The 25727-nt window shown below is 69.4% G+C and carries 27 protein-coding genes and 1 pseudogene; 17 read left to right on the top strand and 11 right to left on the bottom strand.

Annotation, left to right across the window (positions count from 1 at the left end; all coding sequences use genetic code 11):
- Positions 1–38: 38 nt before the first annotated feature.
- Genes ACFYTQ_RS10610 through ACFYTQ_RS10590 form a run of 5 tightly spaced genes read left to right on the top strand, consistent with a single transcriptional unit; the run spans position 39 to position 5451 of the window.
- Positions 39–1508, top strand: coding sequence for an FAD-dependent oxidoreductase (locus ACFYTQ_RS10610; RefSeq protein ID WP_387359069.1), 1470 nt, complete (start codon positions 39–41; stop codon positions 1506–1508).
- Positions 1509–1524: 16 nt separating this feature from the next.
- The gene (locus ACFYTQ_RS10605; protein WP_387359067.1) at positions 1525–2373 is read left to right on the top strand and encodes an LLM class F420-dependent oxidoreductase; all 849 of its coding nucleotides are present in this window, start codon (positions 1525–1527) and stop codon (positions 2371–2373) included.
- A gap of 48 nt (positions 2374–2421) precedes the next feature.
- Positions 2422–3669, top strand: coding sequence for a glycosyltransferase family 4 protein (locus ACFYTQ_RS10600; RefSeq protein ID WP_387359065.1), 1248 nt, complete (start codon positions 2422–2424; stop codon positions 3667–3669).
- Entirely contained in the window at positions 3663–4394 is a 732-nt protein-coding gene (locus ACFYTQ_RS10595; protein WP_387359063.1) for a class I SAM-dependent methyltransferase, read from the top strand. Before ACFYTQ_RS10600 ends, ACFYTQ_RS10595 begins: the two co-directional genes overlap by 7 nt.
- Positions 4381–5451, top strand: a complete 1071-nt coding sequence (locus ACFYTQ_RS10590) for a prenyltransferase (RefSeq protein ID WP_387359061.1) — start codon at positions 4381–4383, stop codon at positions 5449–5451. The genes ACFYTQ_RS10595 and ACFYTQ_RS10590 overlap by 14 nt, the downstream gene beginning before the upstream one ends.
- Positions 5452–5458: 7 nt before the next feature.
- Here the strand turns inward: ACFYTQ_RS10590 and ACFYTQ_RS10585 are convergent, their stop codons facing one another.
- Complete coding sequence (locus ACFYTQ_RS10585) at positions 5459–6127, bottom strand: class I SAM-dependent methyltransferase (RefSeq protein WP_387359059.1); 669 nt, start codon at positions 6125–6127, stop codon at positions 5459–5461.
- Between the two features lie 110 nt (positions 6128–6237).
- Here ACFYTQ_RS10585 and ACFYTQ_RS10580 point away from each other — a divergent pair, with 110 nt between their 5' ends.
- Entirely contained in the window at positions 6238–6801 is a 564-nt protein-coding gene (locus ACFYTQ_RS10580; protein ID WP_387359222.1) for a TetR/AcrR family transcriptional regulator, read from the top strand.
- 10 nt (positions 6802–6811) lie between these two features.
- Here ACFYTQ_RS10580 and ACFYTQ_RS10575 read toward each other — a convergent pair whose 3' ends face one another.
- Positions 6812–7300, bottom strand: coding sequence for a glutathione peroxidase (locus ACFYTQ_RS10575; RefSeq protein ID WP_387359220.1), 489 nt, complete (start codon positions 7298–7300; stop codon positions 6812–6814).
- A gap of 253 nt (positions 7301–7553) precedes the next feature.
- Here ACFYTQ_RS10575 and ACFYTQ_RS10570 point away from each other — a divergent pair, with 253 nt between their 5' ends.
- The 4 genes and pseudogenes from ACFYTQ_RS10570 to ACFYTQ_RS10555 all read left to right on the top strand — a co-directional run bounded on the left by ACFYTQ_RS10570 (position 7554) and on the right by ACFYTQ_RS10555 (position 12511).
- Positions 7554–9179 (top strand): GMC family oxidoreductase, encoded by a 1626-nt coding sequence (locus tag ACFYTQ_RS10570; protein ID WP_387359057.1) that lies wholly within the window; start codon positions 7554–7556, stop codon positions 9177–9179.
- A 272-nt stretch (positions 9180–9451) separates the two neighbouring features.
- Positions 9452–10606: pseudogene (locus ACFYTQ_RS10565) on the top strand (transcription termination factor Rho, short form); the annotation flags it as partial.
- A gap of 164 nt (positions 10607–10770) precedes the next feature.
- Complete coding sequence (locus ACFYTQ_RS10560) at positions 10771–11415, top strand: lactate utilization protein C (protein WP_387359055.1); 645 nt, start codon at positions 10771–10773, stop codon at positions 11413–11415.
- Between the two features lie 433 nt (positions 11416–11848).
- Positions 11849–12511, top strand: a complete 663-nt coding sequence (locus ACFYTQ_RS10555) for a TetR/AcrR family transcriptional regulator (protein ID WP_387359053.1) — start codon at positions 11849–11851, stop codon at positions 12509–12511.
- Positions 12512–12575: 64 nt separating this feature from the next.
- On the opposite strand, the gene ACFYTQ_RS10550 is transcribed toward ACFYTQ_RS10555, so the two are convergent.
- Positions 12576–13298: an SDR family oxidoreductase gene (locus ACFYTQ_RS10550; protein ID WP_387359051.1), complete on the bottom strand. Its 723-nt coding sequence runs from the start codon at positions 13296–13298 to the stop codon at positions 12576–12578.
- 77 nt (positions 13299–13375) lie between these two features.
- On the opposite strand from ACFYTQ_RS10550, the gene ACFYTQ_RS10545 reads away from it, so the two are divergent.
- On the top strand, positions 13376–13966 hold the full coding sequence (locus tag ACFYTQ_RS10545; RefSeq protein WP_387359049.1) for a TetR/AcrR family transcriptional regulator: 591 nt from the start codon (positions 13376–13378) through the stop codon (positions 13964–13966).
- On the opposite strand, the gene ACFYTQ_RS10540 is transcribed toward ACFYTQ_RS10545, so the two are convergent.
- The gene (locus tag ACFYTQ_RS10540) at positions 13963–14397 is read right to left on the bottom strand and encodes a Fur family transcriptional regulator (RefSeq protein WP_387359047.1); all 435 of its coding nucleotides are present in this window, start codon (positions 14395–14397) and stop codon (positions 13963–13965) included. The two genes, ACFYTQ_RS10545 and ACFYTQ_RS10540, sit on opposite strands and share 4 nt — an antisense overlap.
- Positions 14398–14538: 141 nt before the next feature.
- Between ACFYTQ_RS10540 and ACFYTQ_RS10535 the strand changes: the two genes are divergently transcribed.
- Positions 14539–15888: a serine hydrolase domain-containing protein gene (locus tag ACFYTQ_RS10535; RefSeq protein WP_387359045.1), complete on the top strand. Its 1350-nt coding sequence runs from the start codon at positions 14539–14541 to the stop codon at positions 15886–15888.
- 1 nt (position 15889) lies between these two features.
- Here the strand turns inward: ACFYTQ_RS10535 and ACFYTQ_RS10530 are convergent, their stop codons facing one another.
- On the bottom strand, positions 15890–16294 hold the full coding sequence (locus ACFYTQ_RS10530; RefSeq protein WP_387359043.1) for a nuclear transport factor 2 family protein: 405 nt from the start codon (positions 16292–16294) through the stop codon (positions 15890–15892).
- A gap of 97 nt (positions 16295–16391) precedes the next feature.
- Between ACFYTQ_RS10530 and ACFYTQ_RS10525 the strand changes: the two genes are divergently transcribed.
- A complete protein-coding gene (locus ACFYTQ_RS10525) occupies positions 16392–16949 on the top strand; it encodes a TetR/AcrR family transcriptional regulator (RefSeq protein ID WP_387359041.1) in 558 nt (185 codons plus the stop codon).
- 3 nt (positions 16950–16952) lie between these two features.
- Here ACFYTQ_RS10525 and ACFYTQ_RS10520 read toward each other — a convergent pair whose 3' ends face one another.
- The 3 genes from ACFYTQ_RS10520 to ACFYTQ_RS10510 form a co-directional block, all read right to left on the bottom strand.
- A complete protein-coding gene (locus ACFYTQ_RS10520) occupies positions 16953–17987 on the bottom strand; it encodes an aspartate-semialdehyde dehydrogenase (RefSeq protein WP_387359039.1) in 1035 nt (344 codons plus the stop codon).
- Positions 17988–17989: 2 nt separating this feature from the next.
- Positions 17990–19255 carry an aspartate kinase gene (locus ACFYTQ_RS10515; protein ID WP_387359037.1) on the bottom strand — a complete coding sequence of 422 codons (1266 nt, stop codon included), beginning with the start codon at positions 19253–19255 and terminating at the stop codon, positions 17990–17992.
- 99 nt (positions 19256–19354) lie between these two features.
- Complete coding sequence (locus tag ACFYTQ_RS10510) at positions 19355–19801, bottom strand: SgcJ/EcaC family oxidoreductase (RefSeq protein WP_387359035.1); 447 nt, start codon at positions 19799–19801, stop codon at positions 19355–19357.
- 90 nt (positions 19802–19891) lie between these two features.
- Here ACFYTQ_RS10510 and ACFYTQ_RS10505 point away from each other — a divergent pair, with 90 nt between their 5' ends.
- A complete protein-coding gene (locus tag ACFYTQ_RS10505; RefSeq protein ID WP_387359033.1) occupies positions 19892–20353 on the top strand; it encodes a MarR family winged helix-turn-helix transcriptional regulator in 462 nt (153 codons plus the stop codon).
- An 18-nt stretch (positions 20354–20371) separates the two neighbouring features.
- Positions 20372–20785, top strand: coding sequence for a YjbQ family protein (locus ACFYTQ_RS10500; RefSeq protein ID WP_387359031.1), 414 nt, complete (start codon positions 20372–20374; stop codon positions 20783–20785).
- Between the two features lie 3 nt (positions 20786–20788).
- On the opposite strand, the gene ACFYTQ_RS10495 is transcribed toward ACFYTQ_RS10500, so the two are convergent.
- On the bottom strand, positions 20789–21364 hold the full coding sequence (locus ACFYTQ_RS10495) for a dihydrofolate reductase family protein (protein WP_387359029.1): 576 nt from the start codon (positions 21362–21364) through the stop codon (positions 20789–20791).
- A 209-nt stretch (positions 21365–21573) separates the two neighbouring features.
- Here ACFYTQ_RS10495 and ACFYTQ_RS10490 point away from each other — a divergent pair, with 209 nt between their 5' ends.
- Both ACFYTQ_RS10490 and ACFYTQ_RS10485 read left to right on the top strand, forming a co-directional pair.
- A complete protein-coding gene (locus ACFYTQ_RS10490) occupies positions 21574–22029 on the top strand; it encodes an SRPBCC family protein (RefSeq protein WP_387359027.1) in 456 nt (151 codons plus the stop codon).
- Between the two features lie 20 nt (positions 22030–22049).
- Complete coding sequence (locus tag ACFYTQ_RS10485; RefSeq protein ID WP_387359025.1) at positions 22050–23261, top strand: low temperature requirement protein A; 1212 nt, start codon at positions 22050–22052, stop codon at positions 23259–23261.
- A 16-nt stretch (positions 23262–23277) separates the two neighbouring features.
- Here the strand turns inward: ACFYTQ_RS10485 and ACFYTQ_RS10480 are convergent, their stop codons facing one another.
- Positions 23278–24042 carry an ion transporter gene (locus ACFYTQ_RS10480; RefSeq protein ID WP_387359023.1) on the bottom strand — a complete coding sequence of 255 codons (765 nt, stop codon included), beginning with the start codon at positions 24040–24042 and terminating at the stop codon, positions 23278–23280.
- Positions 24043–24056: 14 nt separating this feature from the next.
- Entirely contained in the window at positions 24057–25676 is a 1620-nt protein-coding gene (locus tag ACFYTQ_RS10475; protein WP_387359021.1) for a GMC oxidoreductase, read from the bottom strand.
- Positions 25677–25727 lie beyond the last annotated feature (51 nt).

Below are 25727 nucleotides of genomic sequence, written 5' to 3'. Positions count from 1 at the left end.
GTGTCCAGACACCGCCGCGCGCCGAGGAGCAACCGATCATGACCGAGACCGCCACGGTGCGACCGCTGCGGGCGAACGCCGTCACCCACTGGGACTTCGAGGCCGACGTGGTGATCGTCGGCTACGGGATCGCCGGGGCCGCGGCCGCCATCGAGGCCGCCCGCGCCGGGGCCGAGGTGCTGGTCCTGGAACGCACCGGCGGCTGGGGCGGGGCGGCCTCGCAGTCGGGCGGCTTCATCTACCTCGGCGGCGGCACGCCGTTGCAGAAGGCCCTCGGCTTCGAGGACACCCCGGAGAACATGGAGAGGTTCCTGCTCGCCGCGCTGGGTCCGGGTGTGGACGAGGCCAAGATCCACGACTACTGCCAGGGCAGCGTCGAGCACTACACCTGGCTGGTCGATCAGGGCGTCCCGTTCAAGGAGGAGTTCTGGGGCCAGCCCGGCTGGGAGCCGCCGCACGACGAGGGCCTGATGTACTCCGGCGGCGAGAACGCCGCGCCGTTCAACACCCTCGTACCCCCCGCGCCGCGCGGACATCTCCCGCAGATGACCGACAAGCGACTGGGCGAGCGGGGCGGCGGCTACATGCTCATGAAGCCGCTCACCGACACCGCCGAAAGTCTCGGCGTCACAGCCGAATACGACATCCGGCTGCAACGGCTGATCGTCGACGACGACGATCGGGTGGTCGGCGTGGTCGCCAAGCGCTACGGCGACCTCGTGCACGTCCGCGCGCGCCGCGGCGTGGTGCTGGCCACCGGCAGCTTCGCCTACGAACAGAAGATGGTCGAGAACTACGCGCCCCGGCTGATCGGCCGCCCGGCCGCGGCCATCGAACAGCACGACGGCATCGGCATCCGGGTGGCCCAGGCGCTCGGCGCGGAACTGGCCCACATGGACGCGACCGAGGTCGCCTTCTTCGGCGATCCGCAGCTGCTGGTGCGCGGCATCCTGGTCAACGGCCGCGGCCAGCGCTACATCCCCGAGGACACCTACCCCGGGCGCATCGGCCAGGCCACCCTCATCCAGCAGGACAATCAGGCGTTCCTGATCATCGACGAGGCCGCGCTCGAGGAGGGCATGGCCACCGAGACGTCGAGCCCGTACTTCCGGCAGCCGCCCACCTGGGCCGCGGAAACGGTCGAGGAACTCGAGAGCGATATGGGCCTGCCCGCGGGCGCGCTACAGGCCACCGTCGAGGTGTACAACCGGCACGCCGCCGCGGGCGAGGACCCGGTGCTGGGCAAGAAGCCCGAATGGGTCAGGCCGATCGGCACGCCGCTGGCGGGTTTCGACATGCGCAACTTCACCGCCGGATTCACCCTGGGCGGCTTGAAGACCGATCTGGATTCGCGCGTGCTGCACGTGTCCGGCGAGCCGATCGCGGGCCTGTACGCCGCGGGCCGCTGCACCTCGGGCATCTGTGCGGGCGGATACGCCAGCGGGTCGTCGCTCGGCGACGGCAGCTTCTACGGCAGGCGGGCCGGGCGCGCCGCCGCGACGAACTGAGAAGGTAGGCGGCCCAATGCGTTTCGGCATCGTCCTGTTCACCAGCGACCGCGGCATCACCCCCGCCGCGGCCGCCCGCGCCGCCGAGGATCGGGGCTTCGCCTCGTTCTTCGTGCCCGAGCACACCCACATCCCGGTGAAACGCGAAGCGGCGCATCCGGTCACCGGCGACGCCAGCCTGCCCGACGACCGCTATCTGCGGACCCTCGATCCGTGGGTGGCGCTGGGCACCGCGGCCGCGGTCACCGAGCGCATCGAACTGGCCACCGCCGTCGCCCTGCCCACCGAACACGATCCGATCACCCTCGCCAAGACCATCGCGAGCCTCGACCACCTGTCCGGCGGCCGGGTCACCCTCGGGGCCGGATTCGGTTGGAACACCGACGAACTCGCCGACCACGGCATCCCCGGCGACAAGCGCCGCACCGCGCTGCGCGAGTACCTCGAGGCCATGCGCGCCCTGTGGACCCAGGACGAGGCGAGCTACGACGGGCGGTTCGTGAACTTCGGCCCGAGCTGGGCCTGGCCCAAACCCGCGCAGGCCGCGCTGCCGGTGCTCATCGGAACCGCCGGAACCGAACAGGGTTTCCGCTGGGTCGCCCGGCACACCGACGGCTGGATCACCACTCCCTACGAACCCGATCTGCTGGTGAAGCGGCTCGCCCTGCTGCACGGGATCTGGCGGGACGAGGGCCGGTCCGGCGCGCCGCGCGTGGTGGCCCTGGACGGCAAGCCCGACCCGGCGCGACTCGCCGAATGGGACGAGCACGGCGTCACCGACGCGGTCTACGGCCTGCCGGATCGGACCGAGGCCGAGGTTCTGGGCTATCTGGATCGACTCGCCGCGAAGCTCGGCCTGATCTGAAATATCCTGATCTTTCTTGTGTCGCCTATCGGAGAGTGAGCCGAGAACGTGCGAATCGCCCTGCTGTCCTACCGCAGCAAGACCCACTGTGGCGGACAGGGGGTCTACGTGCGGCACCTGAGCCGCGGCCTGGCCGAACTGGGCCACGAGGTCGAGGTGCTGTCGGGGCAGCCGTACCCGGAACTGCTCGACCCGCGGGTGCGCCTGACCGAGGTGCCCAGCCTGGATCTCTACCGTGAGCCCGACCCGTTCCGCACGCCGCGCCCGAGCGAGATCCGCGATCGCATCGATCTGCTCGAGGTGGCCACCATGTGGACGGCCGGATTCCCCGAGCCGCGCACCTTCAGCCTGCGCGCGGCCCGCCTGCTGCGCGAGCGCGCCGCGGAATTCGATGTGGTGCACGACAATCAGTGCCTCGGCTCCGGCCTGCTCGACATCGCGCGGCACCTGCCGCTGGTCGCGACCATCCACCACCCGATCACCCGCGACCGCGAGGTGGATCTGGCCGCCGCGAAGTGGTGGCGCACGCCGCTGGTCCGGCGCTGGTACGGATTCCTCGGCATGCAGCGGCGGGTGGCGCGCGAGATCCCGGACCTGATCACCGTCTCGTCGTCCTCGGCCACCGATATCGCGAGCGACTTCGGCGTCGCGCCCGAACAATTGCGGGTCGTGCCGCTGGGCGTGGACACCGAACTGTTCCGCCCGCGCGGACGCCGGGTGCCCGGCCGCGTCGTCGCGGTCGCCAGCGCCGACAAACCGCTCAAGGGCATCGGGGTGCTGTTGCACGCGCTGGCCCGGCTGCGCGCCACGCACGAGGTGGAGCTGCGGCTGGTGGCGCGGCTGGAACCCAACGGACCCACCGAGAAGCTGATCGCCGAACTCGGGCTCTCCGATATCGTGCGGGTGGCGGGCGGACTGTCCGATCAGGAGCTCGCCGAACTGCTGGCCTCGGCCGAATTGGCCTGCATCCCTTCGATGTACGAGGGTTTCTCGCTGCCCGCCGTCGAGGCGCTGGCGAGCGGCACACCCCTGGTGGCCAGCCGCGCGGGAGCGTTGCCGGAGGTGGTCGGCGACTGCGCCGAACTGGTCGAGCCGGGCAATGTCGACGAATTGACCGCGGCCGTCGGCGGTCTGCTGGACTCGCCGACGCGACGGGCCGCGTTGAGCACCGCCGGGCGCGCCCGCGCGCTGGCGGTGTACAGCTGGGAGGCCGTCGCCGCGCAGACGGTCTCGGTCTACGAGCGGGCCATCGCCCGCTCGTCCGGTGATCACTACGAGGAGGCGAACGCATGCTGACCGTCGATTTCGACCGGCTGGGCATCCGGCCCGGCACCCGCGTCATCGATGTGGGCTGCGGCCAGGGCCGCCACTCCTTCGAGGCGTACCGCCGCGGCGCCGACATCGTCGCCTTCGATCAGAACGCCGCCGACCTCGCCGACGTGAAGGTCATGTTCGGGGCCATGGCCGAGGCCGGGGAGGTGCCCGCGCACGCCCGCGCGGAGACCGTGCAGGGCGACGCGCTCGCGCTGCCGTTCGAGGACGGCGAATTCGACGTGGTGATCGCCTCGGAGATCCTCGAGCACATCCCGGACGACGACCGGGCCATCGCCGAACTGGTCCGGGTCCTCAAACCCGGTGGGGCCCTTGCCGTCACGGTGCCGCGCTGGCTGCCGGAGCGGATCTGCTGGCTGCTCTCCGACCAGTACCACGCCAACGAGGGCGGGCACGTGCGGATCTACCGCGCCGACGAACTGCGCACCAAGATCACCGCCCGCGAACTGCGTTTCGTGCGCACCGAACACGCGCACGCCCTGCACGCGCCGTACTGGTGGCTGAAGTGTCTGGTCGGCGTCGAGGCGAACGACCATCCGGCCGTGCGCGCCTATCACCGGTTGCTGGTGTGGGACATGATGAAGGCGCCCCGCGTCACCCGGCTCGCCGAGGACCTGCTCAACCCGCTCATCGGCAAGAGCGTGGCCCTGTACTTCACGAAACCGGCGGTGCGCCGTGCCGGGTGCTGAGCTCCCGGCGGTACCCGGCGTCCTCACGGGCGCGCAAACTCTGGCCACGGCCGAATCCATCGCGGCCGCACAGGAATCCGACGGCGCCATCCCCTGGTTCCCGGGCGGGCACACCGATCCGTGGGATCACGTCGAATCGGCCATGGCCCTCACCGTCGCGGGGCTGCTGACCGAGGCGCGCGCGGCCTACGAGTGGTCGGCCCGCACCCAGCGCCCGGACGGGTCCTGGCCCAGTCAGTTCCGGTGCGGCGCGATCGAGATCGCCGACGCCGACACCAACTTCTGCGCCTACATCGCCACGGGTGTGTGGCACTACGTGCGCTGCACCGGCGATCGGGACTTCGCGGCCCGGCTGTGGCCGACCGTGCGCGCCGCCATCGACCATGTGCTCACCCTCCAGGGTCCACGTGGCGAGATCTATTGGCTGCGAACCGATTCCGAGATCCTGCCGGAGGCCCTGCTGACCGGCAGCTCCAGCATGTTCCACAGCATCCGGTGCGCGCTGGCGCTGGCGGAGTTCCTCGACATCGACCAGCCCGAGTGGGAGGTCGCGGCGCTGCGGCTGGGGCACGCGATCCGGCACCATCCGGAGGCGTTCGCGCTCAAGGACCGGTACTCGATGGACTGGTATTACCCGGTGCTGTGCGGCGCCTTTCGCGGCGCCGCCGCCGAGGCCCGGATCGCCGCGCGCTGGGACGATTTCGTGGTGGGCGACATCGGCATCCGCTGCGTCGGCGACCGGCCGTGGGTGACCGGGGCGGAGACCTGCGAGCTGGCCCTCGCGCTGGACACCGTGGGCGATCGCGACCGCGCCCGCGATCTGCTGGCCGCGATGCAGCATCTGCGCGCCGAGGACGGATCCTATTGGACCGGACTGGTTTTCGCCGACGGCAAGCACTGGCCCGAGGAGCGCACCACCTGGACCGGGGCCGCGATGATCCTGGCCGCCGACGCGTTGACGCGCACCTCCGGCGGCAACGGCGTGTTCCGGGAACTCGCCGCCACCGCCGATATGAGCACCGGCTTCGCCTGCGACTGCGTGTCGACGCTGTCCTGAGCCCGGCTCAGGCCGCGCCGCCGCAGCCCGCGGACCGCTCCAGGATCCGCAGCGAACCGGTCACCGACACCTCGCGGAAACCGTTGCCGTCCAGAGCTTTCCGATAGATGTGATAGGGCGCTTGGCCGCCGTCGCGCGGATCCGGGAACACGTCGTGGATGGCCAGCGCGCCCCCGGCGGCCACCCAGTGCGCCCAGTTGTCGTAATCGCGCTGGGCGGCCTCCTCGGTGTGCCCGCCGTCGATGAACAGCAACCGGATCGGTTCGCGCCAGATCCGCGCGACGGTGGCCGAGGCCCCCACCACCCCGACCACGGTGTCGGTGAGCCCGGCCTTCACCATCGAGCGCCGGAACGTGGCGACCGTGTCGAAGACGCCGGTCTCGGGATCGACCAGCGAGGTGTCGTGATACTCCCAGCCGGGCTGATGCTCCTCCGAGCCGCGATGGTGGTCGAGGGTGTAGACCGTCGCCCCGGTCCGCCGGGCGGCCGCGCCGAGATAGATCGACGACTTGCCGCAGTAGGTGCCGATTTCCACGATCGTTCCGGAACCGCCGTAGCGCAGCGCCGCCTCATACAGCGCGCGACCCTCGTCGGGCGGCATGAAACCCGTTGTCGCCTCGGCGATTTCGAACAATCGGGCCGTATCCTCAGAGATCGCCGAATCGGCACGAGTCACGATGAATACCTTTCCGTCCGCCCCCGTCAGGCGTGTCCAGTTGCCCTCGAAGCTTTGAGATAGTAGCATCCGGACACGTGTCTGATCCCCTTTCCAGCGAGCCGCCCGCGGTGAATATGGAGGCCACGCGCCGCCGTCTCACCGAGAAGCAGGCCGACACCGTCGACCGGTTGACGCGGGCCGCGTTGGAGGTGCTCGCGCGCGAGGGGTTCGCCGGGCTCACCGTGCGCATGGTCGCCGCCGCCGCGGGCGTCGGCACGGCCACCGCCTACACCTACTTCTCCTCCAAGGAGCACCTGGTCGCCGAGGTCTTCTGGCGGCGCCTGGCCGCCACCGCCGCGCCGATCGTCGACTCCCCCGACCGCACCGAGCGGGTTCTGGCCGTGCTGCGCCAGACCGCCATGCTGGTCGCCGACGAACCCGCGCTCGCGGGCGCGGTCACCAGCGCGCTGCTGGGCACCGATCCCGATGTGGCGCATCTGCGCCTGCGCATCGGCGCCGAGATCCGCCGCCGCCTGATCGAGGCGCTCGGTCCCGACGCCGATCCGGATATCGTCGAGACCCTGGAATTGCTCTACGCGGGCGCGCTCGTGCGCGCGGGCGTCGGATACGCCTCGTACGCGCAGATCGCGGACCGTCTGGAGAAATCGGCGTTACGGGTGCTGCGGGGCTGAATCCCTCGGATCAGAGGACCGATTCGATCGCGGTGACCACGGCCGGGTCGCTCGGTTCGGTGCGCGGGCGGAAGCGGGCCACGACGTCGCCGTCGCGATTCACCAGGAACTTCTCGAAGTTCCATTGGATATCGCCCGCCGTGCCCTCGGCGTCGGGGGTCTCCACGAGTTCCCGATACAGCGGATGCCGGTCCTCGCCGTTCACCTCGACCTTCTCCAGCAGCGGGAAGTCGACTCCGTAAGTGGCCGAACAGAATTCCTGGATCTCCTCGGCGGTGCCGGGTTCCTGACCCATGAACTGGTTGCACGGCACGCCGATCACGCTGAAACCGCGTGGGCCGTAGGTCTTCTGGAGTTCCACCAGGCCGGTGTACTGCGGGGTGAGGCCGCATTTGGAGGCCACGTTCACCACCAGCAGGGCCCGATCCCCGGCGAGGTCGGCGAGGGTGGTGGGTTCGTCGGACAAGGTGCGGACGGGAATGTCACGAATGCTCACAATCCGATCTTACGAACCGCGACCGGCCGCTGCTCGATCCCGCGGCTCCCCATGGGTCGCCCGCACAAGGACAACTGAAACGAGTTCTACCTCGATGGAGACGCCGCTCCACCCCGTCCCACCGGGGTTTCCGGGAGATGATCTACCACATGTCCGAGTGCCTCGAGGGCGATCCCGGCGTGGCCCGGATCTTCTCTCGGATTAGAACTTGTTCTACAGTGTGTCCGGAGCCACTTCGAGGATGAGGTATGCGAATATGACCGACCGCAGCGCGGATACCAGCGAGGCCGATTACATCGTCGTGGGCGCGGGCAGCGCCGGCGCGACCGTGGCCGGCCGGCTCGTCGAAACCGGCGCGAGCGTCATCCTGATCGAGGCCGGACGCAAGGACGACACCCGCCTGGTGACGACCCCCGGCATGATCACGATGGTGCACACGGTCCCCCAGCTCAAGAAGCGCGTGACCTGGAAGCAGAACTCGGTTCCGCAGAAGCACGCCAACGACCGCGAGATCCCGATGACCCGCGGCAAGGTGCTGGGCGGTTCGAGTTCGGTCAACGGCATGCTGTTCGTGCGCGGCAACAAGGCCAACTTCGACTCCTGGGCCGCCGAGGGCTGCACCGGCTGGAGCTACGCCGACGTGCTGCCCGCCTACAAGCGGCTGGAGAACTGGGAGGGCGGCGCGAGCGAACTGCGCGGCGCGGGCGGACCCATCGAGGTGACCCGCCAGCGCGAGCTGACCCCGATCGCCCAGCAGTTCATGGAGGCCGCCACCGACACCCTCGGGGTGCCGCGGATCGCCGACTACAACGGCGAATCCCAGGAGGGCATCAGCGTTTTCCAGCAGAGCGTGCGAGACGGGTTGCGCTACAGCTCCTCTCGCGGATTCATCACCAATCGGCCGAACTCGGGCCTGAAGGTGCTGACCAACGCGCACGTCGCGCGCGTGGTCATCGAGAAGGGCCGGGCCACCGGCGTCGAGGTGATCGAGAAGTCCGGGACGCGGATCATCCGCGCGGCCCGCGAGGTCGTGGTGTCCTCGGGCGTCATGGGCTCGCCGCAGATCCTCATGCTCTCGGGCATCGGCCCGGCGGGTCAGCTGCGCGAACTCGGCATCGACGTGCACGCCGATCTGCCCGTGGGCCAGAACCTGCACGACCACCTGTTCGTGCCGATGACCTTCATCTCGAAGAAGGCCATCCACCGCGGCATCCCCTCGCATTTCGCCGCGGGCCTGATGCGCGAGCTGGTCCGGCCCGGCAGCTCGTGGTTCGGCCGCACCGTGTTCGAGGTCGTCGGCTTCGTGAAAACCTCGTTCGCGCAAGACATTCCGGATATGCAGATCCACACCCTGCCGTGGAGCTATCCGGTGCCCAACCAGGACGAGGACAAGCTGCACATGGTCGACCGGCGCGCCGGGCTGACCATCTTCCCCACGCTCATCTACCCCAAGAGCCGCGGCGAGCTGCGGCTGGCCTCCACCGATCCGCTGGCCTCCCCGCTGATCGACCCGGGCTACCTGTCCGATCCGACCGACACCGAATTCCTCGTCGAGGGCATCAAAATCATCCGCGACATCATGGCGAACAAGGCCGTCGCGGGCGACGTCACCGAGGAGTTCTCCCCCGGCCCCGCCTACCGGGACGAGACCGCCCTGCGCCGCGAACTCCCCAACCGCGTCCACTCCGTCTACCACCCGGTCGGCACCTGCCGCATGGGCGTCGACGAACGCGCGGTCGTCGACCCGCAGCTGCGCGTCCTCGGCATCGAGGGCCTCCGCGTCGCCGACGCCTCCATCATGCCCAGCATCACCGGCGGCAACACCAACGCGCCGTGCTACATGATCGGCGAGAAGGCCGCGGAGCTGATCAGCGCCTCCTGATACCGGTCGGCCGCCCCGCCCCTCCGGGCGGCCGCGGCTCTCCTGCGCCGGGGTCTCTCCCTTCCTGTTCCCGGCCCTGCTTTTCGGGCCGGGAACAATCCGAAGGGATTGCGTGTTGTCGTGGGTGCCGCTAACGTAGGCATCGTTCTTCTTGTGGACGCAGGTTGATCTGATCCCGCCCCGCAAGGTCTTCATTCCGGTTCCGCCGGAGTTCTCATTCGCGGCACCAGGCCGCGGTCACGGCCGTTCGCCGTACCCACGCGACATTTCCCGGAGGGGGAAACATCATGACACACAACGACATTCAGGATGCGGTGCCGGCGACGACCGTCACCGGCATCCTCGACATCTCCGACAACCACGCGTCGCTACGCACCGAGGGCTATCTGCCCGGCGAGCACGACGTCCACGTATCCACCCGCCTGATCCGCGAGAACGGTTTGCGCCCCGGCGATTCCGTCACCGGCGCCGTCGGAACCCGGCGGGCGGGCGCGAAATTCGATCCGCTGGTGCGCGTCGACACCGTCAACGGGCTCGCGCCCGAACAGGCCCGCAAGCGACCGCGATTCGCCGAGCTGGTCCCCATCCATCCCTGCGACCGGCTCCGCCTGGAGACCGAACCGCACGAGTTGAACACGCGCGCAATCGATCTCACGATGCCGATCGGCAAGGGCCAGCGCGCCCTGGTCGTCGCCCCGCCCAAGGCGGGCAAGACCTCGGTGCTGCAATCGGTCGCGCACGGCGTGGCCAAGAACCACCCCGAATGCCAGCTCATGATGGTCCTCATCGGCGAGCGCCCCGAGGAGGTCACCGACCTGTCGCGAGCCGTGCCCGCCGACATCGCCGCCGCCACCTTCGACCGCCCGCCGCGCGAACACGTCGCGGTCGCCGAACTGGCCATCGAACACGCCAAGCGCCTGGTCGAGATGGGCCGCGACGTGGTCGTCCTGCTCGACTCGCTGACCCGCCTGGCCCGCGCCTACAACCTCGCCGCCCCCGCCTCGGGCCGCGTCCTCTCCGGCGGCGTCGACGCGGCCGCGCTGGCCCCGCCTAAGAAGTTCCTCGGCGCGGCCCGCAACATCGAGGGCGGCGGCTCGCTCACCATCATCGCCACCGCCCTGGTGGAGACCGGCTCGCTCGCCGACTCGGTGATCTTCGAGGAGTACAAGGGCACCGGCAACGCCGAACTCAAACTCGACCGCCAGATCGCCGACGCGCGCGTCTTCCCGGCCGTCGACGTCAACCGCTCCAGCACCCGCCGCGACGAACTGCTGCTCGACCCCGCCGAACTGGCGGCCGTCGAGTCCATGCGCCGCACCCTCGCGGGCCGCGAACCCCGCCAGGCCGCCGAACTCCTGCTGACCGGACTGCGCGGCACCCAGACCAACGCCGAATTCCTGCACAACATCCGCACCGCCGGAAGGTGATCTCGTGCCCGCCCGGTTCCTCCCGTTACCCTGGACCGGGGATCGGCACAAGGGACCAGGCCGACCCGGCTGGATCTGGAGGTTTTCGTGAGGCTGCCGGTGCAATCGAGTCGAAGTTCTCGCCGGTGGGACGAAACCTCGGGCATTCCGGGCGAGAAGCGAAAATGACCGATCGGGAGCAGATGCTGCGCCGGGTCGCCGACGCCCTCAAGGCCCTGCCCGACGACGAGCGCACGGTCACCCTGGGCCGCCACCGCCGCCACGCGCCCGATCTGGATCCGGCCGCCCGCGCCGAACTCGTCGACATGTTCGCCGAACGCGTGAAAAACGATGGCGCGCAAGTGGTTCGGATCTCCGACAGCGAGATCGCCGACGCTGTGACCGAGGCGCTCACCACGCACGACATCGGTTCGGTCGTCGCCCCCGAGGGCCTGCCGCTGGAGTGGCTCACCGTGTGGGCGGACACCGACGGCCACCGGGTCGTGCCCGACCACCCGCTCGTGTCGACCGAGACGCCCGACGCCGTGGTGACCGGCTGCGCGGGCGCGGTCGTCGAGCCCGCGACCATCGTGCTGGACGGCGGGCCGGGTCAGGGCCGCGCGTCGCTGCTGGCCCCCGGCTGTCACATCTGCGTGGTGCGGGCCGATCAGATCGAACCCGCGCTGCCCGACGTCCTCGACAAACTCGACTCCCGCCGCCCGATCACCTGGTTCCGCGGACCCGCGGCGGCGCCCGACGAGGACGAGTTGGTCTCGATCGCCGCGGCCGGGCAGGGCCCGCGCCACCTCGTGGTGGTCATCGTCGAGTAGGCGACGCGGCGCGACTGCAAGCGCTTCTTAAGCCCGAACCAAGCCCCGGGCGGCATCGTGCTCTCGTACGGATGTGCCCGTTCGCGAGGGGTGGCGGGCACGTCCGGACCGTTGTCCGTTGCCACGTTGTGATCATGGTCCTGGGCGTTTCGTGCCATCTCGAGGAATGATGGTGGACAAGTGCGCCAAGGAGATTGGGAGCGACGATGGAAACCGTGGTCGTCTTCGTATTGGCCTGCCTGTTGTACTGGTGGGGCATGCTCTGAAAGCGGCCTAACCTCTCCGGTCCCGCACGCGAATCCGTGCGGGCGAACATATGTGCGAATGCCACTATGCTGGCTCGGACAGGAGAGGAGAGACCGCCATGGCCGCGAACGCGCGAGGGATCCCATCGGTCTGGACCCGCCCGCAGCGCCCCCGCCGTGATACACCCGTGCTGAGCCGCGAACAGATCGTGGCCGAGGCGATCGAACTCCTGGACACGGAGGGTTTCGAGGCGTTGAGCATGCGTCGCCTCGGCACCAAACTCAACGCCGGGGCCACCTCCCTCTACACCCACGTCGCGAACAAGGACGAACTGCTCGAACTCGTCGTCGACGAAACCTTCGGCGAGATCCGGCTTCCCGCCACACCCCCGCAGCGCTGGCGGCCCGCGCTGCTGCGGCTCGGCCGCGACATCCGGGCCGTGCTGCTGCGCCACCCGTGGATCACCGGCGTGCTGAGCACCGCGGGCCTGAGTCACCTGGGCCCCAATATGATGCGCCTGTCGGAAGCCCTGTTGACGATCCTGGAGTCGGCGGGCTTCGACGAGGAGTCCGCCGATCGCGGGGCGAACGTCCTGCTCGGCTACGTCATCGGCGCGACCTCCACCGAGGCCGCCATGCTCACCACCCTCGCCCGCAGTGGCCTGGGCGAACCGGAGTGGTTGCGGCGCTTGCGTTCCGCCGCCCGCGCGGCCTCGAGCCCGTACCCCCGCATCCACCGCCGCTACACCGACCACCACGACGCCGATCCGGCCCGCACCCGCGACGCCCACTTCGACACCGAACTCGGCATCGTCCTCGACGCCCTGGAGCTGCGCCGCCTGCCCGGATGAGCAAGTGGCGCAACGACATCGATCCCGAGCATCCCGACCGAGTGCCGGCGCTCGCCGAGATCGCTCAGCGGCCGGTCGGCAGGTTCGCTCCCCCGGTGACGTCGAGCACCACCCCGGTGACGAATCCGTTCCCGGCCAGCGCGCGGATCGCGCTCGCGACCTCCTCGGGGCGGCCGACCCGGCCGACGGGTGTGGTGGCGGCCAACCCGTCGAACAGCGCCTCCCGCCGCTCCGCGGGCACCCGGTCCCACCACGGCGTATCGATGACGCCGGGCGCGACCGCGTTCACCCGCAGCGGCGCGAGTTCCACCGCGAGCGGCGGCACCAGCGCGTGCAGCGCGCCGTTGATCGCGGCCAGCCCGGCCGTGCCCGGGAACGCCGCGTGCGCCGAGGCCGCGGTCACCAGGGTGATCGAACCGGCCGGAACCAGATGCGGCAGTGCGGCTTTCACCACCCGCACCTGCGCCCAGAACTTGGCCTCGAAACCCGCGGCGAGGTCGTCGAGATCCAGCTCCGCGAACGGACCGCTGCCCGCCGCGCCGCTGACCGCGACGACGAGGTGATCGATCGGGCCGCACGCGGCGAAGAACCGGTCGATGTCGGCCCGGTCGCTCGCGTCCATCCGGAAGCCGGTGGTCGCGCCGCCGATCCGGGCGACGGCTGCGTCGAGCTTGGCCTGGTCGCGTCCGGTGACCGTGACCTCGGCCCCGTCGGCGGCGAAGGCCGCGGCCGTCGCCTCGCCGATCCCGGAACTACCACCCATGACGACGACGTGCGGAGCGTTCATCTGCTGCTCTCTTCTGCTCGAGATCTGTTGTCAAGACTGACAGTCTCGACAACCGGAGACGGCGGTACGGTATTCCCATGGCATCCCCGAGCCGCCCGCCGCGCCCGCACACGGGGCGCCGCCGCAACGAGGCGGTGCGGCAGGCGATTCTGAGCGCCGCCGTGGAACTGCTCGCCGCCGCCGACGGGGCCCCGATCACCATCGACGCCATCGCGCGCGCGGCCGGGGTCGGCAAGCAGACGATCTACCGGTGGTGGCCCTCCAAGGGCGCGGTCCTGCTGGCGGCCATGCTCGAACGCGCCGACGAATCGGTCCCGCGACCGGACACCGGTTCGCTGCGCGGCGATCTCACGGCCATGATCGCGGCGAGTTTCGCTGGGGCGCAAGAGAATTCGACCGCCTCGGCGCTGCGGACCCTGATGCGCGAGGCGGCGGACGATCCGCACACCGCCGAGTTGCTGCGGCAGTTCGCCCTGACCCGGCGAGCGGCGTTGCGGCGCATCGTGATTCGCGGGGTGGAGCGGGGCGAACTGGCATCGGACACCGATGTGGACTTGGTGGTCGACCAGGTCTACGGCGTGTTCTGGTATCGGTTCCTGCTCGGGCACGCCCCTTTGGACGCGGCAACGGCGGCGCGGCTGGCGGCCACGCTGGCGCCCGGCTCCTAGGGTCGGTCGACGCGACGGCAGTTCGCGCACAGACCCCAATAGACGACCTCGGCCTCGTCGATCACGAACCCGTGCGCGTCCGACGGATCGAGGCAGGGGGCGTGACCCACGGCGCAGTCGACGTCCACGACGGTGCCGCATTGCCGGCACACCAGGTGGTGGTGATTGTCGCCGGTGCGCGCCTCGTAGAGCGCGGCGGATCCGGCGGGTTCGATCCGCCGCAGCAGACCGGCGTGCACACAGGCGCGCAACACGTCGTAGACGGCCTGGGTGGACACCGTGCCGAGGCGCTCGCGGACCGCGGCCGCCACCCGATCGGCGTCGGAATGCGGCTGGGCCACCACGGCATCCAGGACCGCGACGCGCGGCGCGGTGACGCGCAGCCCGGCCTCGCGCAGGCGCGTACGCGGATCGAAGGGGTCGGTGTGCATGACTCCAGTGTCCAGCTTTTCTGGAACAAGACAAGAAAAGACCGATAGTTATGTTTCTCTGATCGGCGGGGACGCTCTCGATTCCATTGCGACACTGGCGTGTTGGCCACCGCGTGTCGCCCGGCGCGTTAGCCTCCCGGCATGGGCCGCATCCGCGCGTGGATTTCGGGCATGGTCGTCGCCGCACTGCTGGCGGGCGTTTTCGTGGCCGCCCCCGGATCGGCCGAGTCCGGCGACGAGACCCGGTGCGCGGTCCCGGCCGGACGGCAGTTCGCCCGCGCGACACCGGAGGCCGCCGGCTTCGACGCCGACCGGCTGGCCGCCGCGCTGGCGTTCACCGGCGAGCGCAATCGGCTCAATGTGCAAGTGTTCCGGCACAACTGCCTGGTGGGCGAGGGCCCGAGCAACGCCGCCACCGGCGACACCGCCTGGAACGTGTGGAGCGTGACCAAGAGCGTCGTCGCGCTCGTCGCCGGAATCGCCTGGGACCGTGGGCTGCTCGACCTGGACACCCCGATCGATCGGTACCTGCCGCCCGGCCTCGGCGACGCCGCCCACCGCGCGATCACGGTGGAGAACCTGCTCACCGAGACCTCCGGACTGCGGATCGGCGCGCTGACCGAGGGGCTGACCGCGGTCGTCCCGATCGATCCCAACAGCGCGGTGCAGGCGCTGGGCACGCCGTTCGACAATCCGCCCGGCACCGAATTCACCTACAGCCAGCGCAATGTGGACCTGTTGACCTATGTGATCGAACTCGCGGTCGGCGAGCCGTTCCAGCGCTTCGCGCAGCGCGAGTTGTTCGATCCGCTGGGCATCGCGCGCGGCGACTACTACTGGGCCCGCGACCGTTCCGGGCACACCTACGGCTACGCCCACCTGCTGATCCCGCCGAACGATCTGGCGCGGCTGGGCCTGCTGGTGACCGACGACGGGCGCTGGGGTGATCGGCGGGTGGTGTCGAGCGAGTTCCTGCGCGCGGCGCGGCGGCCCTCGGCGGCCAATCCCTGTTACGGCTATCTGTTCTGGGTCGGCGCCGGATGCGTGGAGATGCCCGCGTTCCTGCCGCGCGACACGTATCTCATGTCGGGACTGGGGTTGCAGAACGTGTTCGTGGTGCCGGAGTGGGATCTGACCGTGGTGTGGACGGGCGTGTTCGGCAATCGCACGGGCCGGGGTGTGTCCGGGGTGTTGCAGACCACCGACGAATTGTCCTGGGAGTTCTTCCGTCGACTGGTGGCCGCCATGCGACGGCCGCCGGTCCCCGATCCCGGGCCGTACGTGGAGCAGGCGATCGAGCTGAATCCGGGCGACTACATCGATCCCGATATCGCCGCGTCGGTGTTCGGGTTCGGACCGGCCGCCTACCCGGGCTGTAATGTGTTGTCCTGCTTGCAGACTCCGCTCGCCGCGCCCTTCACCGACGCGCCGCCCGGATGTTTCGTCGTGGTGTGCCTGGGGCCCGATCCGCGCACGCCGGGCATTCGCTGAGTCAGGCGTCGAGTCCGGCCAGCAGGGCGGTGTTCATGTAGTCGCGGAACAGCACGATCGCGCCGTCGCGAATCCGGATCACGTTGACGGAGGTACGAATTCGCGCCCGCTCGGCGCCCGGACGGGTCATGTCCACATCGACCTCGGTGACGAACAGTTCCGGGTCGGCGCACTCGTGCAGCTGAAAGTCGATGCCGTGCACCTCGATTCCGCTCGTGCCCGCCCACCGCCGCCGCAGATGGTCGCGGACGGCCTCGCGGCCCGCGAGCCGTTCGGGCGGACCGGGGACGGTGAAGGGGATCTCGAACACCGCGTCCGGCGCGAACAGCGCGGCGAAGGCGTCGGCGTCGCGGGCGGGCAGTTCCCGGAGCAGCTTCTCGACCAGTTCGCGCGGGGTCTCGGTCATGGCAACCTCGTTTCGACAGTAAACGGAATTAACGCCCCGCTTATCTTCCGGAACGATCGCCCCGCTTGTCAATGGCCCGACTCGGTAGACTCGCGCCGTGACCGAGACACGTCCCCTGCGCGCCGACGCCCGCCGCAATCGCGAGCGGGTGTTGAACGCGGCGCGGGAAGCCTTTGCGGCCGAGGGCATTTCGGTTCCGCTGGACGAGATCGCGCGCCGGGCCGGGGTCGGCCCCGGCACGGTCTATCGGCACTTCCCGACGAAGGAGGCGCTGTTCCACGCGGCGATCGTGGACAATCTCGAGCGCATGATCGACTTCGCCCGGGAGGCGGCGCGCGCCGACGAACCCGGCCCGGCCTTCTTCGCCTTCCTGGAGCGCATGGTCGCCGAGGGCGGCCTCAAACGCGACCTCGCCGAGGCCTTGGGCAGCCACGACACCGTCGAATGTTCCGCTCCCACGCAGCAATTGTGGGACGAGATCGACGGCCTGCTGCGCCGCGCCCAGGACGACGGCGCGATCCGCGCGGACCTGCGCCCGACCGATCTCAAGCGCATCATCCGGGGCGTCTTCCTCGCCACCCATTCCCCGGAGATCACCGATGACGAACGCCGCCACACGTTCGCCATCGTCTTCGACGGCATGCGCCCGCGTTGAGCCTCAGCTCCGGCGGAGCAGCACCTCTGCGATCTGAATGGTGTTGAGCGCCGCGCCCTTGCGCAGGTTGTCGCCGGAGACGAACAGGGCCAGGCCGCGGCCGTCGGGGACGCCCGGGTCGTGGCGGATGCGGCCGACGAGGGATTCGTCGATACCGGCGGCGGCCAGCGGGGTGGGCACGTCGGTGAGTTTCACGCCGGGAGCGTCGGCGAGGATCGCGCGGGCGCGCTCGACCGACAGCGGCCGGGAGAATTCGGCGTTGATCGACAGCGAGTGACCGGTGAAGACCGGGACGCGCACGCAGGTTCCGCTCACCAGCAGGTCGGGCAGGCCGAGGATCTTGCGGCTCTCGTTGCGGAGCTTCTGGTCCTCGTCGGTCTCGCCGGAGCCGTCGTCGACCAGCGAACCGGCCAGCGGCAGCACGTTGAAGGCGATCGGGGCCACGTACTTGTTCGGGGCCGGGAACTCGACCGCGGAACCGTCGTGGGTCAGCTTCTCCATCTCGGGGGCGACCGCGCGGATCTGGCCCGCGAGCTCCTCGACACCGGCCAGGCCGCTGCCCGAAACCGCTTGGTAGCTGGACACGATCAGGCGGTGCAGCCCGGCCTCGTCGTGCAGCGGCTTGAGCACCGGCATGGCGGCCATGGTGGTGCAGTTCGGATTGGCGATGATGCCCTTGGGCAGATTCCGCGCCTGCTCCGGATTCACCTCGGAGACGATCAGCGGCACCTCGGGATCCTTGCGGAACGCCGAGGAGTTGTCGATCACGGTGACCCCGGCGGCGGCGAACCGCGGCGCCTGCACCCGGGACATGGTGGCCCCGGCCGAGAACAGCGCGATATCCAGCCCGCTGGGATCGGCGGTCTCGGCGTCCTCGACCACGACCTCCCCGCCGCGCCACGGCAGCGTCTTGCCCGCCGAACGCGCCGAGGCGAAGAAACGCACCTCGTCGGCGGGAAAGTCCCGCTCCGCCAACAGTTTTCGCATGACGGCGCCGACCTGCCCGGTCGCCCCGACGACTCCCACACGCACACCCATGATCAACGCCCCGTTCCGGCGTGCACGACCGCCACCTCGTCGCCGCCCAGATCGAACGCCTTGTGCAGCACCTGCACCGCCTCGTCCAGTTCGGTGTCCTTGACCAGCACGGAGATTCGGATCTCGGAGGTGGAGATGAGATCGATGTTGACCCCGGCCTCGGCCAGCGCCTCACAGAAGGTGGCGGTGACGCCGGGATGGCTCTTCATGCCCGCGCCCACCAGCGACACCTTGCCGATGTGGTCGTCGAACAGCACCTGGGAGAAGCCGATCTCGGTCTGCCGCTTGGTGAGGAACTCCACCGCCTTGGGACCGTCGGTCTTGGGCAGGGTGAAGGTGATGTCGGTCTTGCCGGTCTCCACCTTGGAGATGTTCTGCAGCACCATGTCGATATTGATCTCGGCATCGGCGATGGCCCGGAACACCTTGGCGGCGTAGCCCGGCTCGTCCGGCAGGCCCACCACGGTCACCTTGGCCTCGCTGCGGTCGTGTGCGACGCCGGTGAGGATTGCTTTCTCCAAGGGGATGTCCTCCATCGATCCGTAGACATAGGTGCCCTGTTTGTCGGTGTACGAGGAGCGCACATGCACGGGCACGTTGTAGCGGCGGGCGTACTCCACACAACGCAGCATGAGCACCTTGGACCCGCAGGCCGCCATCTCCAGCATCTCCTCGAAGGAGACCTGGTCGAGCTTCTGCGCGTCCGGGACGATCCGCGGGTCGGCGGTGAAGACGCCGTCCACGTCGGTGTAGATCTCGCAGACGTCGGCCTCGAGCGCCGCGGCCAGCGCGACCGCGGTGGTGTCGGAACCGCCGCGGCCCAGCGTGGTCACGTTCTTGCTGTCCTGCGAGACGCCCTGGAAACCGGCGACGAGCACGACCGTGCCCTGGTCGAGGGCCTGCCGCACCCGCGAGGGGGTGACGTCGATGATGCGCGCGTTGCCGTGCGCCTCGGTCGTGATCACCCCGGCCTGCGAGCCGGTGAACGACCGGGCCTCCGCGCCGAGCGAGTGAATGGCCATGGCCACCAACGAGTTCGAGATGCGCTCGCCCGCGGTGAGCAGCATGTCCAGTTCCCGGGCGGGCGGGGCGGGCGCCACCTGCTGGGCGAGATCCAGCAGTTCGTCGGTGGTGTCACCCATGGCGGAGCACACGACGACGACGTCGTGCCCCTGCTTCTTCGTCTCCACGATCCGTTCAGCGACGCGACGGATTCGCTCGGCGGATTCGAGCGAGGATCCTCCGTACTTCTGAACGACGAGAGCCACGACAGGGTCCTCCAAGATCGACGAGCTGGCTGTTACCAGCAACTAAGGGTACCGATCGATGTCTACCCGTTTCCGGCCCACCTCCGACTGTGACCGGGCTCAAGAAACCGGCGCGGGGGCATGACGGGTGGTCAGCGCGGTGAGCAACCAGTTCTGCTTGGTGTTGTGGAAGGCCGTGAACCGCCATTCCCCGTCCTCGCGCACGGCCACGAAGAGGTTCACCTTGGTGTTGAACCGGTTGCGCCGCCCGCGTCCCTTCACCACCGCGCCCTTGCCGTGCACGAGCGCGACATCCGGGGTCACGAAGCGCAGCGAGGTGATCTCCCCGTCCAGCCGCGAGCCCTTCTGCCATTTCTCGAACACCGGGCGGTGCATCTCCTCGATATCGGCGCGGCCGCGGTAGTGCGGGCCGAAGAAGGTCACGTAGTCGGCGTCGGCGGTGAAGCAGGCCGCGAACGCGGCCGCGTCGCCGTCGGCCCAGGCGCGATTCAGGTCGTCGAACAGGGTGCGGATCGCGGTTTCGTCGGCGAGCTGCTGGGTGGTCATGGGTGGGCCTTTCTCTGATCGACACATCAACTGCGTCGAGAAATATTTGATTGAGTAAGATACTGAGCGAAAGCGGCTATGCTGTCAAGCATGACGACGAAGGCGGAACTGGGCGCGCGGCTCACGGTGGCGGCGCAGCGCAACGCGACGGACGCGGTGATGATGCATCAGGCCGTGGCCGACAAACTGGGCCTGCACGTGACCGACCTGCGCTGTCTGAATCTGTTGCGGCTCAACGGTTCCGCCACCCCCGGCGAGCTGGCCGCCCGCACCGGCCTGACCACGGGCGCGGTGACGCGGATGATCGACCGGCTGCTGGCCGCGGGCTTCGTCCGCCGCGAACACGACCACGCGGACCGCCGCCGCGTCATCGTGACCCTCGCCGAGGATCGGGTCGCCGAGATCGGCGCGCACTACGAGCCGCTGGCCCGCGAGTTCGGGAAACTGCTGGGCGACTACACGGTCGAGCAGCTGGAATTGATCCTGGACGTCTTCGATCGCCTGCACGAGACATCGCAGCGGGTGGCGGCGCTGCTGCGTACGGGCGCGTGATTCGGGAAGGACTCGGATATGGAGAGCACCGTTGTCGAGGTGAAGACCGGCCGGGACGAGGTCGTGCGCGACCTGACGGGCGAGTGCGCGCGCTTCCTCGGGGAGGTGGCCGCGGGGCGGGACGGCCTGCTGCACGTGTTCGTGCCGCACGCGACCGCCGGGGTGGCGCTGATCGAACTGGGCGCGGGCAGCGACGACGATCTGCTGGCGGCGTTGCGGGATCTGCTGCCCGCCGACGATCGCTGGCGGCACGCGCACGGCTCGCGCGGACACGGGCGCAGCCACGTCATGCCCGCGCTGATCGCGCCCTACGCCACCGTGCCGGTGCTGCGCGGCGAAATGGCCCTGGGCACCTGGCAATCGGTGGCGATGGTCGACCTCAATGTGGACAACCCGGTCCGCGAGGTCCGGTTGTCGTTCCTCGCGGGCTGACGCTCAGGCGCGGGTGTACCAGCTCACCTGTGCGCCACTGGCGAATTCGCGCCTCGCCGTCGGGGTGAACCGCGTCGGGCGGAACGCGCCCGCAAGGACGGGCACACCCGTACCGGCGACCACGGGGTAGGTCTTGAGGATCAGCTCGTCGATCTCGTCGGCGAGCACCCCGGCGAGCGTTCCGCCGCCGCACAGCCAGATATCGCGGCCCTCTTCGGCTTTGAGTCGCCGCACCAGCGCGACCGGATTCTCGCGGACGATCTCGACCGCCGGATCCTCGGCCTCGGGCAGCGTGCTCGACACGACGTACTGCTTCAGATGCGGATACGGGCTGGCCACCCCGATCGCGAGTCCCGGCTCGTAGGTGCCGCGACCCATGATCAGCGTGTCCCACCGCGTGTTCGGAGTGTCCACAGCCATCCCCAGATGCGGGCGCAGGTGCGCGGGAATCGTTTCGGGGTAGTCGGTCGCGATCCACGCGGTCACGTCATCCGCCACCGGGAAGAAGTCGAATTCGCCCGCGGGCCCGGCGATGTATCCGTCCAGCGAGACACCCACGTAGTAGACGAGTTTTCGCATGTAGTTACCGCCTTGACCGTTGTACTCCGTATGTAGTGATCAGAATGTAGTACTACGACTGAAGTGGTGTCAAGGCCCTGGCAGCGCACACAAAACCCGCGCCGGAACCCTGTGAGCGACACGTGTGAAACAGACCACATGGTTGACGTGCGGCTGTGACCACGGAGACAATCGGGCCGTACCAGTACGGGGGGTGGAGGGCACAGGCAATGCGCACGAAGACCGACCACCGATTTCTCGTCGAGGTCCATCCGGAGCAGGTGCTGGAGGCATTGCTCGCGGTGGAGCGGATTCCGGAATGGTCACCGTGGCACAACGACGTGCGGGTGGCGACGCGCGACGAGTTCGGCCGGCCCAAGCGGGTCTACGCGACGGTGACACCGATGAACAACCACGACCGCCAGGTCATCGAATACGACTGCGCCGAGGACCGGATCGCCTGGGAGGTGGTCGAGAGCGGCATCGGCGGCGGCGGTAGGGGCTGGTTCGAGATCGAGGAAGTGGCCGAGGGCACCGAGGTCTGGTACCACACCGAGGTGCAGTTGCCGATCCCGGTGCCGGGCCTGCTGATGAAGCGGACGCTCAACCGGGTCAACGACGAGGCCGTGCAGAACCTCATCGAGTTCATCGAGAAATTTCGCTTCGAGAACTACGAAGTGAGCTGAGCGCCTGCCACGATGTCCCCATGACGGGTGTCCGACGGGGCCGCATGCAGGCCGTCACCGAGAACTCCTCGGTGACCCAACTCGAGCTGTTCTTCGATCTCGTGCTGGTGTTCGCCTTCACGCAGGTGACCGATCTCGCCGCGCACGAGACCACCGCGCCGAACATGCTGCGGGCCCTGCTGGTCCTGGCGGTCATGTGGTGGGTGTGGATCGCCTACGCCTGGCTGGGCAATGTGATCAAGGCCGACGAGGGCATCGCGCGGGTGGCGATGTTCGCGGCCATGGGCGCGGCGCTGATCATGGCGCTCGCGATTCCCGAAGCGTTCCACGACTTTCCGGGCGGGTGGTACGCGCCGCTGGTGTTCGCGATCGGCTACCTGGTGATCCGGCTGGTGCACCTGTACGTGTTCTGGTGTGCCAGTAGCCATGACGAGCAACTGCGCCGCCAGGTCACGCGCTGGTCGATCGGCTCGATCACGATCGGGACGGTGCTGCTGATCGTCGCGGCCGTGAACCACGGCAGCGCGCAGATCTGGTGGTGGCTCGCGGCCATCGCGGGCGACATGCTCTGGACGATGTTCGCGGGCAACGAATGGCGGGTCAACTCCGTCGCCCATTTCGCCGAGCGGCACGGCCTCATCGTGATCGTCGCGCTGGGCGAATCCATCGTCTCGATCGGCGTGGGCGTGGCCGGACTGCCGATCTCCTGGCCCATCACGGTGGGATCGCTTCTGGCCCTTGGTGTTTCGGCGCTGCTGTGGTGGGCGTACTTCGATGTCGGCGCGGCCGTGGTGGAGCACGCGATGGAACAGGCGCACGGCGAGCGGCGCGTGCGCATCGCGCGCAACTGCTACACCTACTGGCACTTCCCGATGGTGGTCGGCATCATCGCGCTCTCGCTCGGCCTGAAGAAGGTGGAGAGCTACCTCGGCGGCGCGGCCGAGCACACCCTGCGCGATCGGCTCACCGGCATACCGCTGTTCGCGCTGTACGGCGGCGTGGTGCTGTACCTGATCGCGCTGATCGGCTTCCGGCACTACGCCACCGGGGTGGTGCTGTGGCCGCGGGCGCTCACCGCCGTCGTGCTGATCGCGCTGGTGCCGCTCGCCGCGCATCTGCCCGCGATGGCCGCGCTCGCGGTGCTGTTCGGGGTGCTCGCGGCGCTCATCGCGTGGGAGGTCGTGCGCTACGCCGAACCGCGCGCGGAGATCCGGCACGGCACCGAGCACTGAGCACGGGGCACCGAGCTCAGCGAATCGCCTTGTGGTCCACCGTCTCCGGCACCTCGAGACCTTCGCGTACGGCGACCCGCATCTGATTCACGTTCTCCCGCAACACATCTCCGATGAGTTCGTCGATGCGCGGATCGCCGAGGGCCTGGAACAGGATGCGGAAGCTGGTGTTGGCGATGCCGCGGATGACGTCCTCGTGGAAGGGCAGGTAGCGCACCCGGCCGATCTGCGGATCGTTCTTGATCAGTTCGACGATCATGGCGTCGAGTTCGTCGCGGTTCTCCTCCAGCGCGAGCGCGATGTTGCGGGTGTACTGGCCGGTGCGCAGCACCTGCGCGACCTCCTCGAGCACCGCCATCGTCACCGGCCGCTTGACGGCCTCGACGATCGTGCCCACGAACCGGTTCACCAGCGCCGCGGTCACCCGGTCACCGAACACGCGATCGGCCGCGCGGGCCAGCCGGACCGCGATCACCACCACGCGCAGCAGCCGGAAGCCGCGGAAGAACGGGCTGGTGACCGGGATCATGCCCAGCACCTCGTACCAGTAGACGAACGGGAACGTCCACGACCAGTCCGCGCGCCGCCACCGCCACGCGAACTCGATGGCGAACACCGCGCAGATCGCGTAGTCGGCGGCCACGATCCAGTGCTCGGCCCCGGCGGGCACGGGGAAGAACGTGATCCACACCAGCAGCGCCACCGACGCCACGGCCAGCGCCAGCATCACGAACTCGGTCCACAGCGCGGGCGGTTTGCGCGGATACTCCTCGACGTCCATCGTCGCGAGCGTAATCAACGCCCGGCGCGGATGACGGCCTCGACATTGCGTTCGGCCAGCGCGGCGATGGTGAGCGACGGGTTGACCGTCCCGGTGCTGCCCGGCACGGCCGCGCCGTCGACCACGTACAGCCCCGGATGCCCGATGACGCGACCGTAGTTGTCGGTGGCCTTGCCGACCACCGCCCCGCCGAGCGGATGGGCGGTGAAGATGGCGTTGGCGTCGTAGCCGATCGGCCCGTAGTCGAACAGCGCCCCGGCCCGTTCGGCGATGCGCCGATCGACCGCGCGGCACGCCGCCACCACGTCGTCCTGCGCCTTGCGCGGCCAGCTGACCGTGGCGGCCCGGCGCGCCGGATCGTAGGTGAAGCGGGCGCGGGTCGGGTCGAACGCCATGCCGAGCGAGGCCAGCGCCCCGGTCTCCATGGGAAAGCCCGGGAGATACCAGCTTTCGAGGGTCAGCGGCATCCCGGAGTCGTCGAAGACGCGGCTGGCGCTCGCGACGCCCTGACCCAGCCCGGCGAGCGCGCTCTCGCCGCGGCCGAGCACGGCGTCGCCGTTGGTGCCCCAGCCCGCGCCGATGTGCTCGTTGAGATGCGGCAGGCCGCCGGTGGCCTGCGCACTCACCAGCAGATCGGTGGTGCCGACCGAGCCCGCGCCGAGGAACAGCCGGTCGCAGGTGAGCGTGCGGGTGGCGAGCACCGCGCCGGTCGGATCGAGTTTGGTGACGGTGAGGACGTAGCGGCCGTTGCCGTCCTGGGCGATGCTGTCGACCCGGTGGCCCGGATAGATGCGGGAGCGGCCGGTGTCCTCGGCGGCCTTCAGATAGTTCTGGTTCAGGTCGTACTTCGCGCCGTTGGAGTTGCCCAGGTTGCTGCGTCCGGCGGTCGCGGAAGGCCGTGTGGCGCCGGTCAATTCGCCGCGCACGACATCCCACTTGTAGATCGACTCGTTGGGCACGGGCTGATATCCGGCCTTGCGCACCTGCTCGTCCCACATCCGCGAATGCGTGAACGGGGCGGAGGCGTAGATGTCGGCGGGCATGGTGCTCAGCCGCAGCATCTGTCGCACGCGCGGGTAGTAGACGCGGTCCATCTCGTCGAAAGCGACCGTGCCGCCGAAGATCTCGTCGAAGAACCGGCGTTCGGGGGCGATCATGGCCCCGGTGAACACGATCGAACCGCCGCCCACCGCCGCCGCGCGCCAGACGTCGATGCCGTCGTAGGAGGTCACGTCGAGCACCCCGCCGAAGTCGGCGACCTGCATGGGCACCTTGGTGACCCCGGTGAAGCTGGTGCGATGCCAGAACCCGCGCCCGTCGGGCAGATCGTCGCCGGTGAAGATCTCCCGCCACGGATCGTTGGGCCAGCGCGAGCCGCGCTCGAGCACCGAGGTGCTCACCCCCGCCTCGGCCAGCCGCAGCGCCGCCACCGCCGCGCCGAACCCGGAGCCGACGACGACGGCCTCGGTGTGTTCCGGCGGATCGGGCAGCGGGGCGAAGATCTCGGGCACCCACTGCCGGAACAGGTCGTTCCAGACCGGATCGGCCGCGGCCGATCCCGGGCGGAACCCCGCCCCCGCCGCGCCGAGCAGCGCTGCCGCTCCGGCCGCCTTCAGAAAGGCGCGTCTGCGCACGCTGTGACCTCCCTAGTCCACGCCTGGCCGCGCGAGAGTACCGCGTCGGCG

This window comes from Nocardia sp. NPDC004068 (genome assembly GCF_042874315.1).
Taxonomy (GTDB): domain Bacteria; phylum Actinomycetota; class Actinomycetes; order Mycobacteriales; family Mycobacteriaceae; genus Nocardia.
This window is presented reverse-complemented; position numbering and strand designations above follow the sequence as displayed.

Excerpts from the sequence above, each read along its gene's own strand:
- ACFYTQ_RS10610 (WP_387359069.1), top strand. The coding sequence starts at position 39 with ATGACCGAGACCGCCACGGTGCGACCGCTGCGGGCGAACGCCGTCACC.
- ACFYTQ_RS10605 (WP_387359067.1), top strand. The coding sequence starts at position 1,525 with ATGCGTTTCGGCATCGTCCTGTTCACCAGCGACCGCGGCATCACCCCC.
- ACFYTQ_RS10595 (WP_387359063.1), top strand. The coding sequence starts at position 3,663 with ATGCTGACCGTCGATTTCGACCGGCTGGGCATCCGGCCCGGCACCCGC.
- ACFYTQ_RS10570 (WP_387359057.1), top strand. The coding sequence starts at position 7,554 with ATGACCGACCGCAGCGCGGATACCAGCGAGGCCGATTACATCGTCGTG.
- ACFYTQ_RS10560 (WP_387359055.1), top strand. The coding sequence starts at position 10,771 with ATGACCGATCGGGAGCAGATGCTGCGCCGGGTCGCCGACGCCCTCAAG.
- ACFYTQ_RS10550 (WP_387359051.1), bottom strand. The coding sequence starts at position 13,298 with ATGAACGCTCCGCACGTCGTCGTCATGGGTGGTAGTTCCGGGATCGGC.
- ACFYTQ_RS10545 (WP_387359049.1), top strand. The coding sequence starts at position 13,376 with ATGGCATCCCCGAGCCGCCCGCCGCGCCCGCACACGGGGCGCCGCCGC.
- ACFYTQ_RS10540 (WP_387359047.1), bottom strand. The coding sequence starts at position 14,397 with ATGCACACCGACCCCTTCGATCCGCGTACGCGCCTGCGCGAGGCCGGG.
- ACFYTQ_RS10535 (WP_387359045.1), top strand. The coding sequence starts at position 14,539 with ATGGGCCGCATCCGCGCGTGGATTTCGGGCATGGTCGTCGCCGCACTG.
- ACFYTQ_RS10530 (WP_387359043.1), bottom strand. The coding sequence starts at position 16,294 with ATGACCGAGACCCCGCGCGAACTGGTCGAGAAGCTGCTCCGGGAACTG.
- ACFYTQ_RS10520 (WP_387359039.1), bottom strand. The coding sequence starts at position 17,987 with ATGGGTGTGCGTGTGGGAGTCGTCGGGGCGACCGGGCAGGTCGGCGCC.
- ACFYTQ_RS10510 (WP_387359035.1), bottom strand. The coding sequence starts at position 19,801 with ATGACCACCCAGCAGCTCGCCGACGAAACCGCGATCCGCACCCTGTTC.
- ACFYTQ_RS10505 (WP_387359033.1), top strand. The coding sequence starts at position 19,892 with ATGACGACGAAGGCGGAACTGGGCGCGCGGCTCACGGTGGCGGCGCAG.
- ACFYTQ_RS10500 (WP_387359031.1), top strand. The coding sequence starts at position 20,372 with ATGGAGAGCACCGTTGTCGAGGTGAAGACCGGCCGGGACGAGGTCGTG.
- ACFYTQ_RS10495 (WP_387359029.1), bottom strand. The coding sequence starts at position 21,364 with ATGCGAAAACTCGTCTACTACGTGGGTGTCTCGCTGGACGGATACATC.
- ACFYTQ_RS10490 (WP_387359027.1), top strand. The coding sequence starts at position 21,574 with ATGCGCACGAAGACCGACCACCGATTTCTCGTCGAGGTCCATCCGGAG.
- ACFYTQ_RS10485 (WP_387359025.1), top strand. The coding sequence starts at position 22,050 with ATGACGGGTGTCCGACGGGGCCGCATGCAGGCCGTCACCGAGAACTCC.
- ACFYTQ_RS10480 (WP_387359023.1), bottom strand. The coding sequence starts at position 24,042 with ATGGACGTCGAGGAGTATCCGCGCAAACCGCCCGCGCTGTGGACCGAG.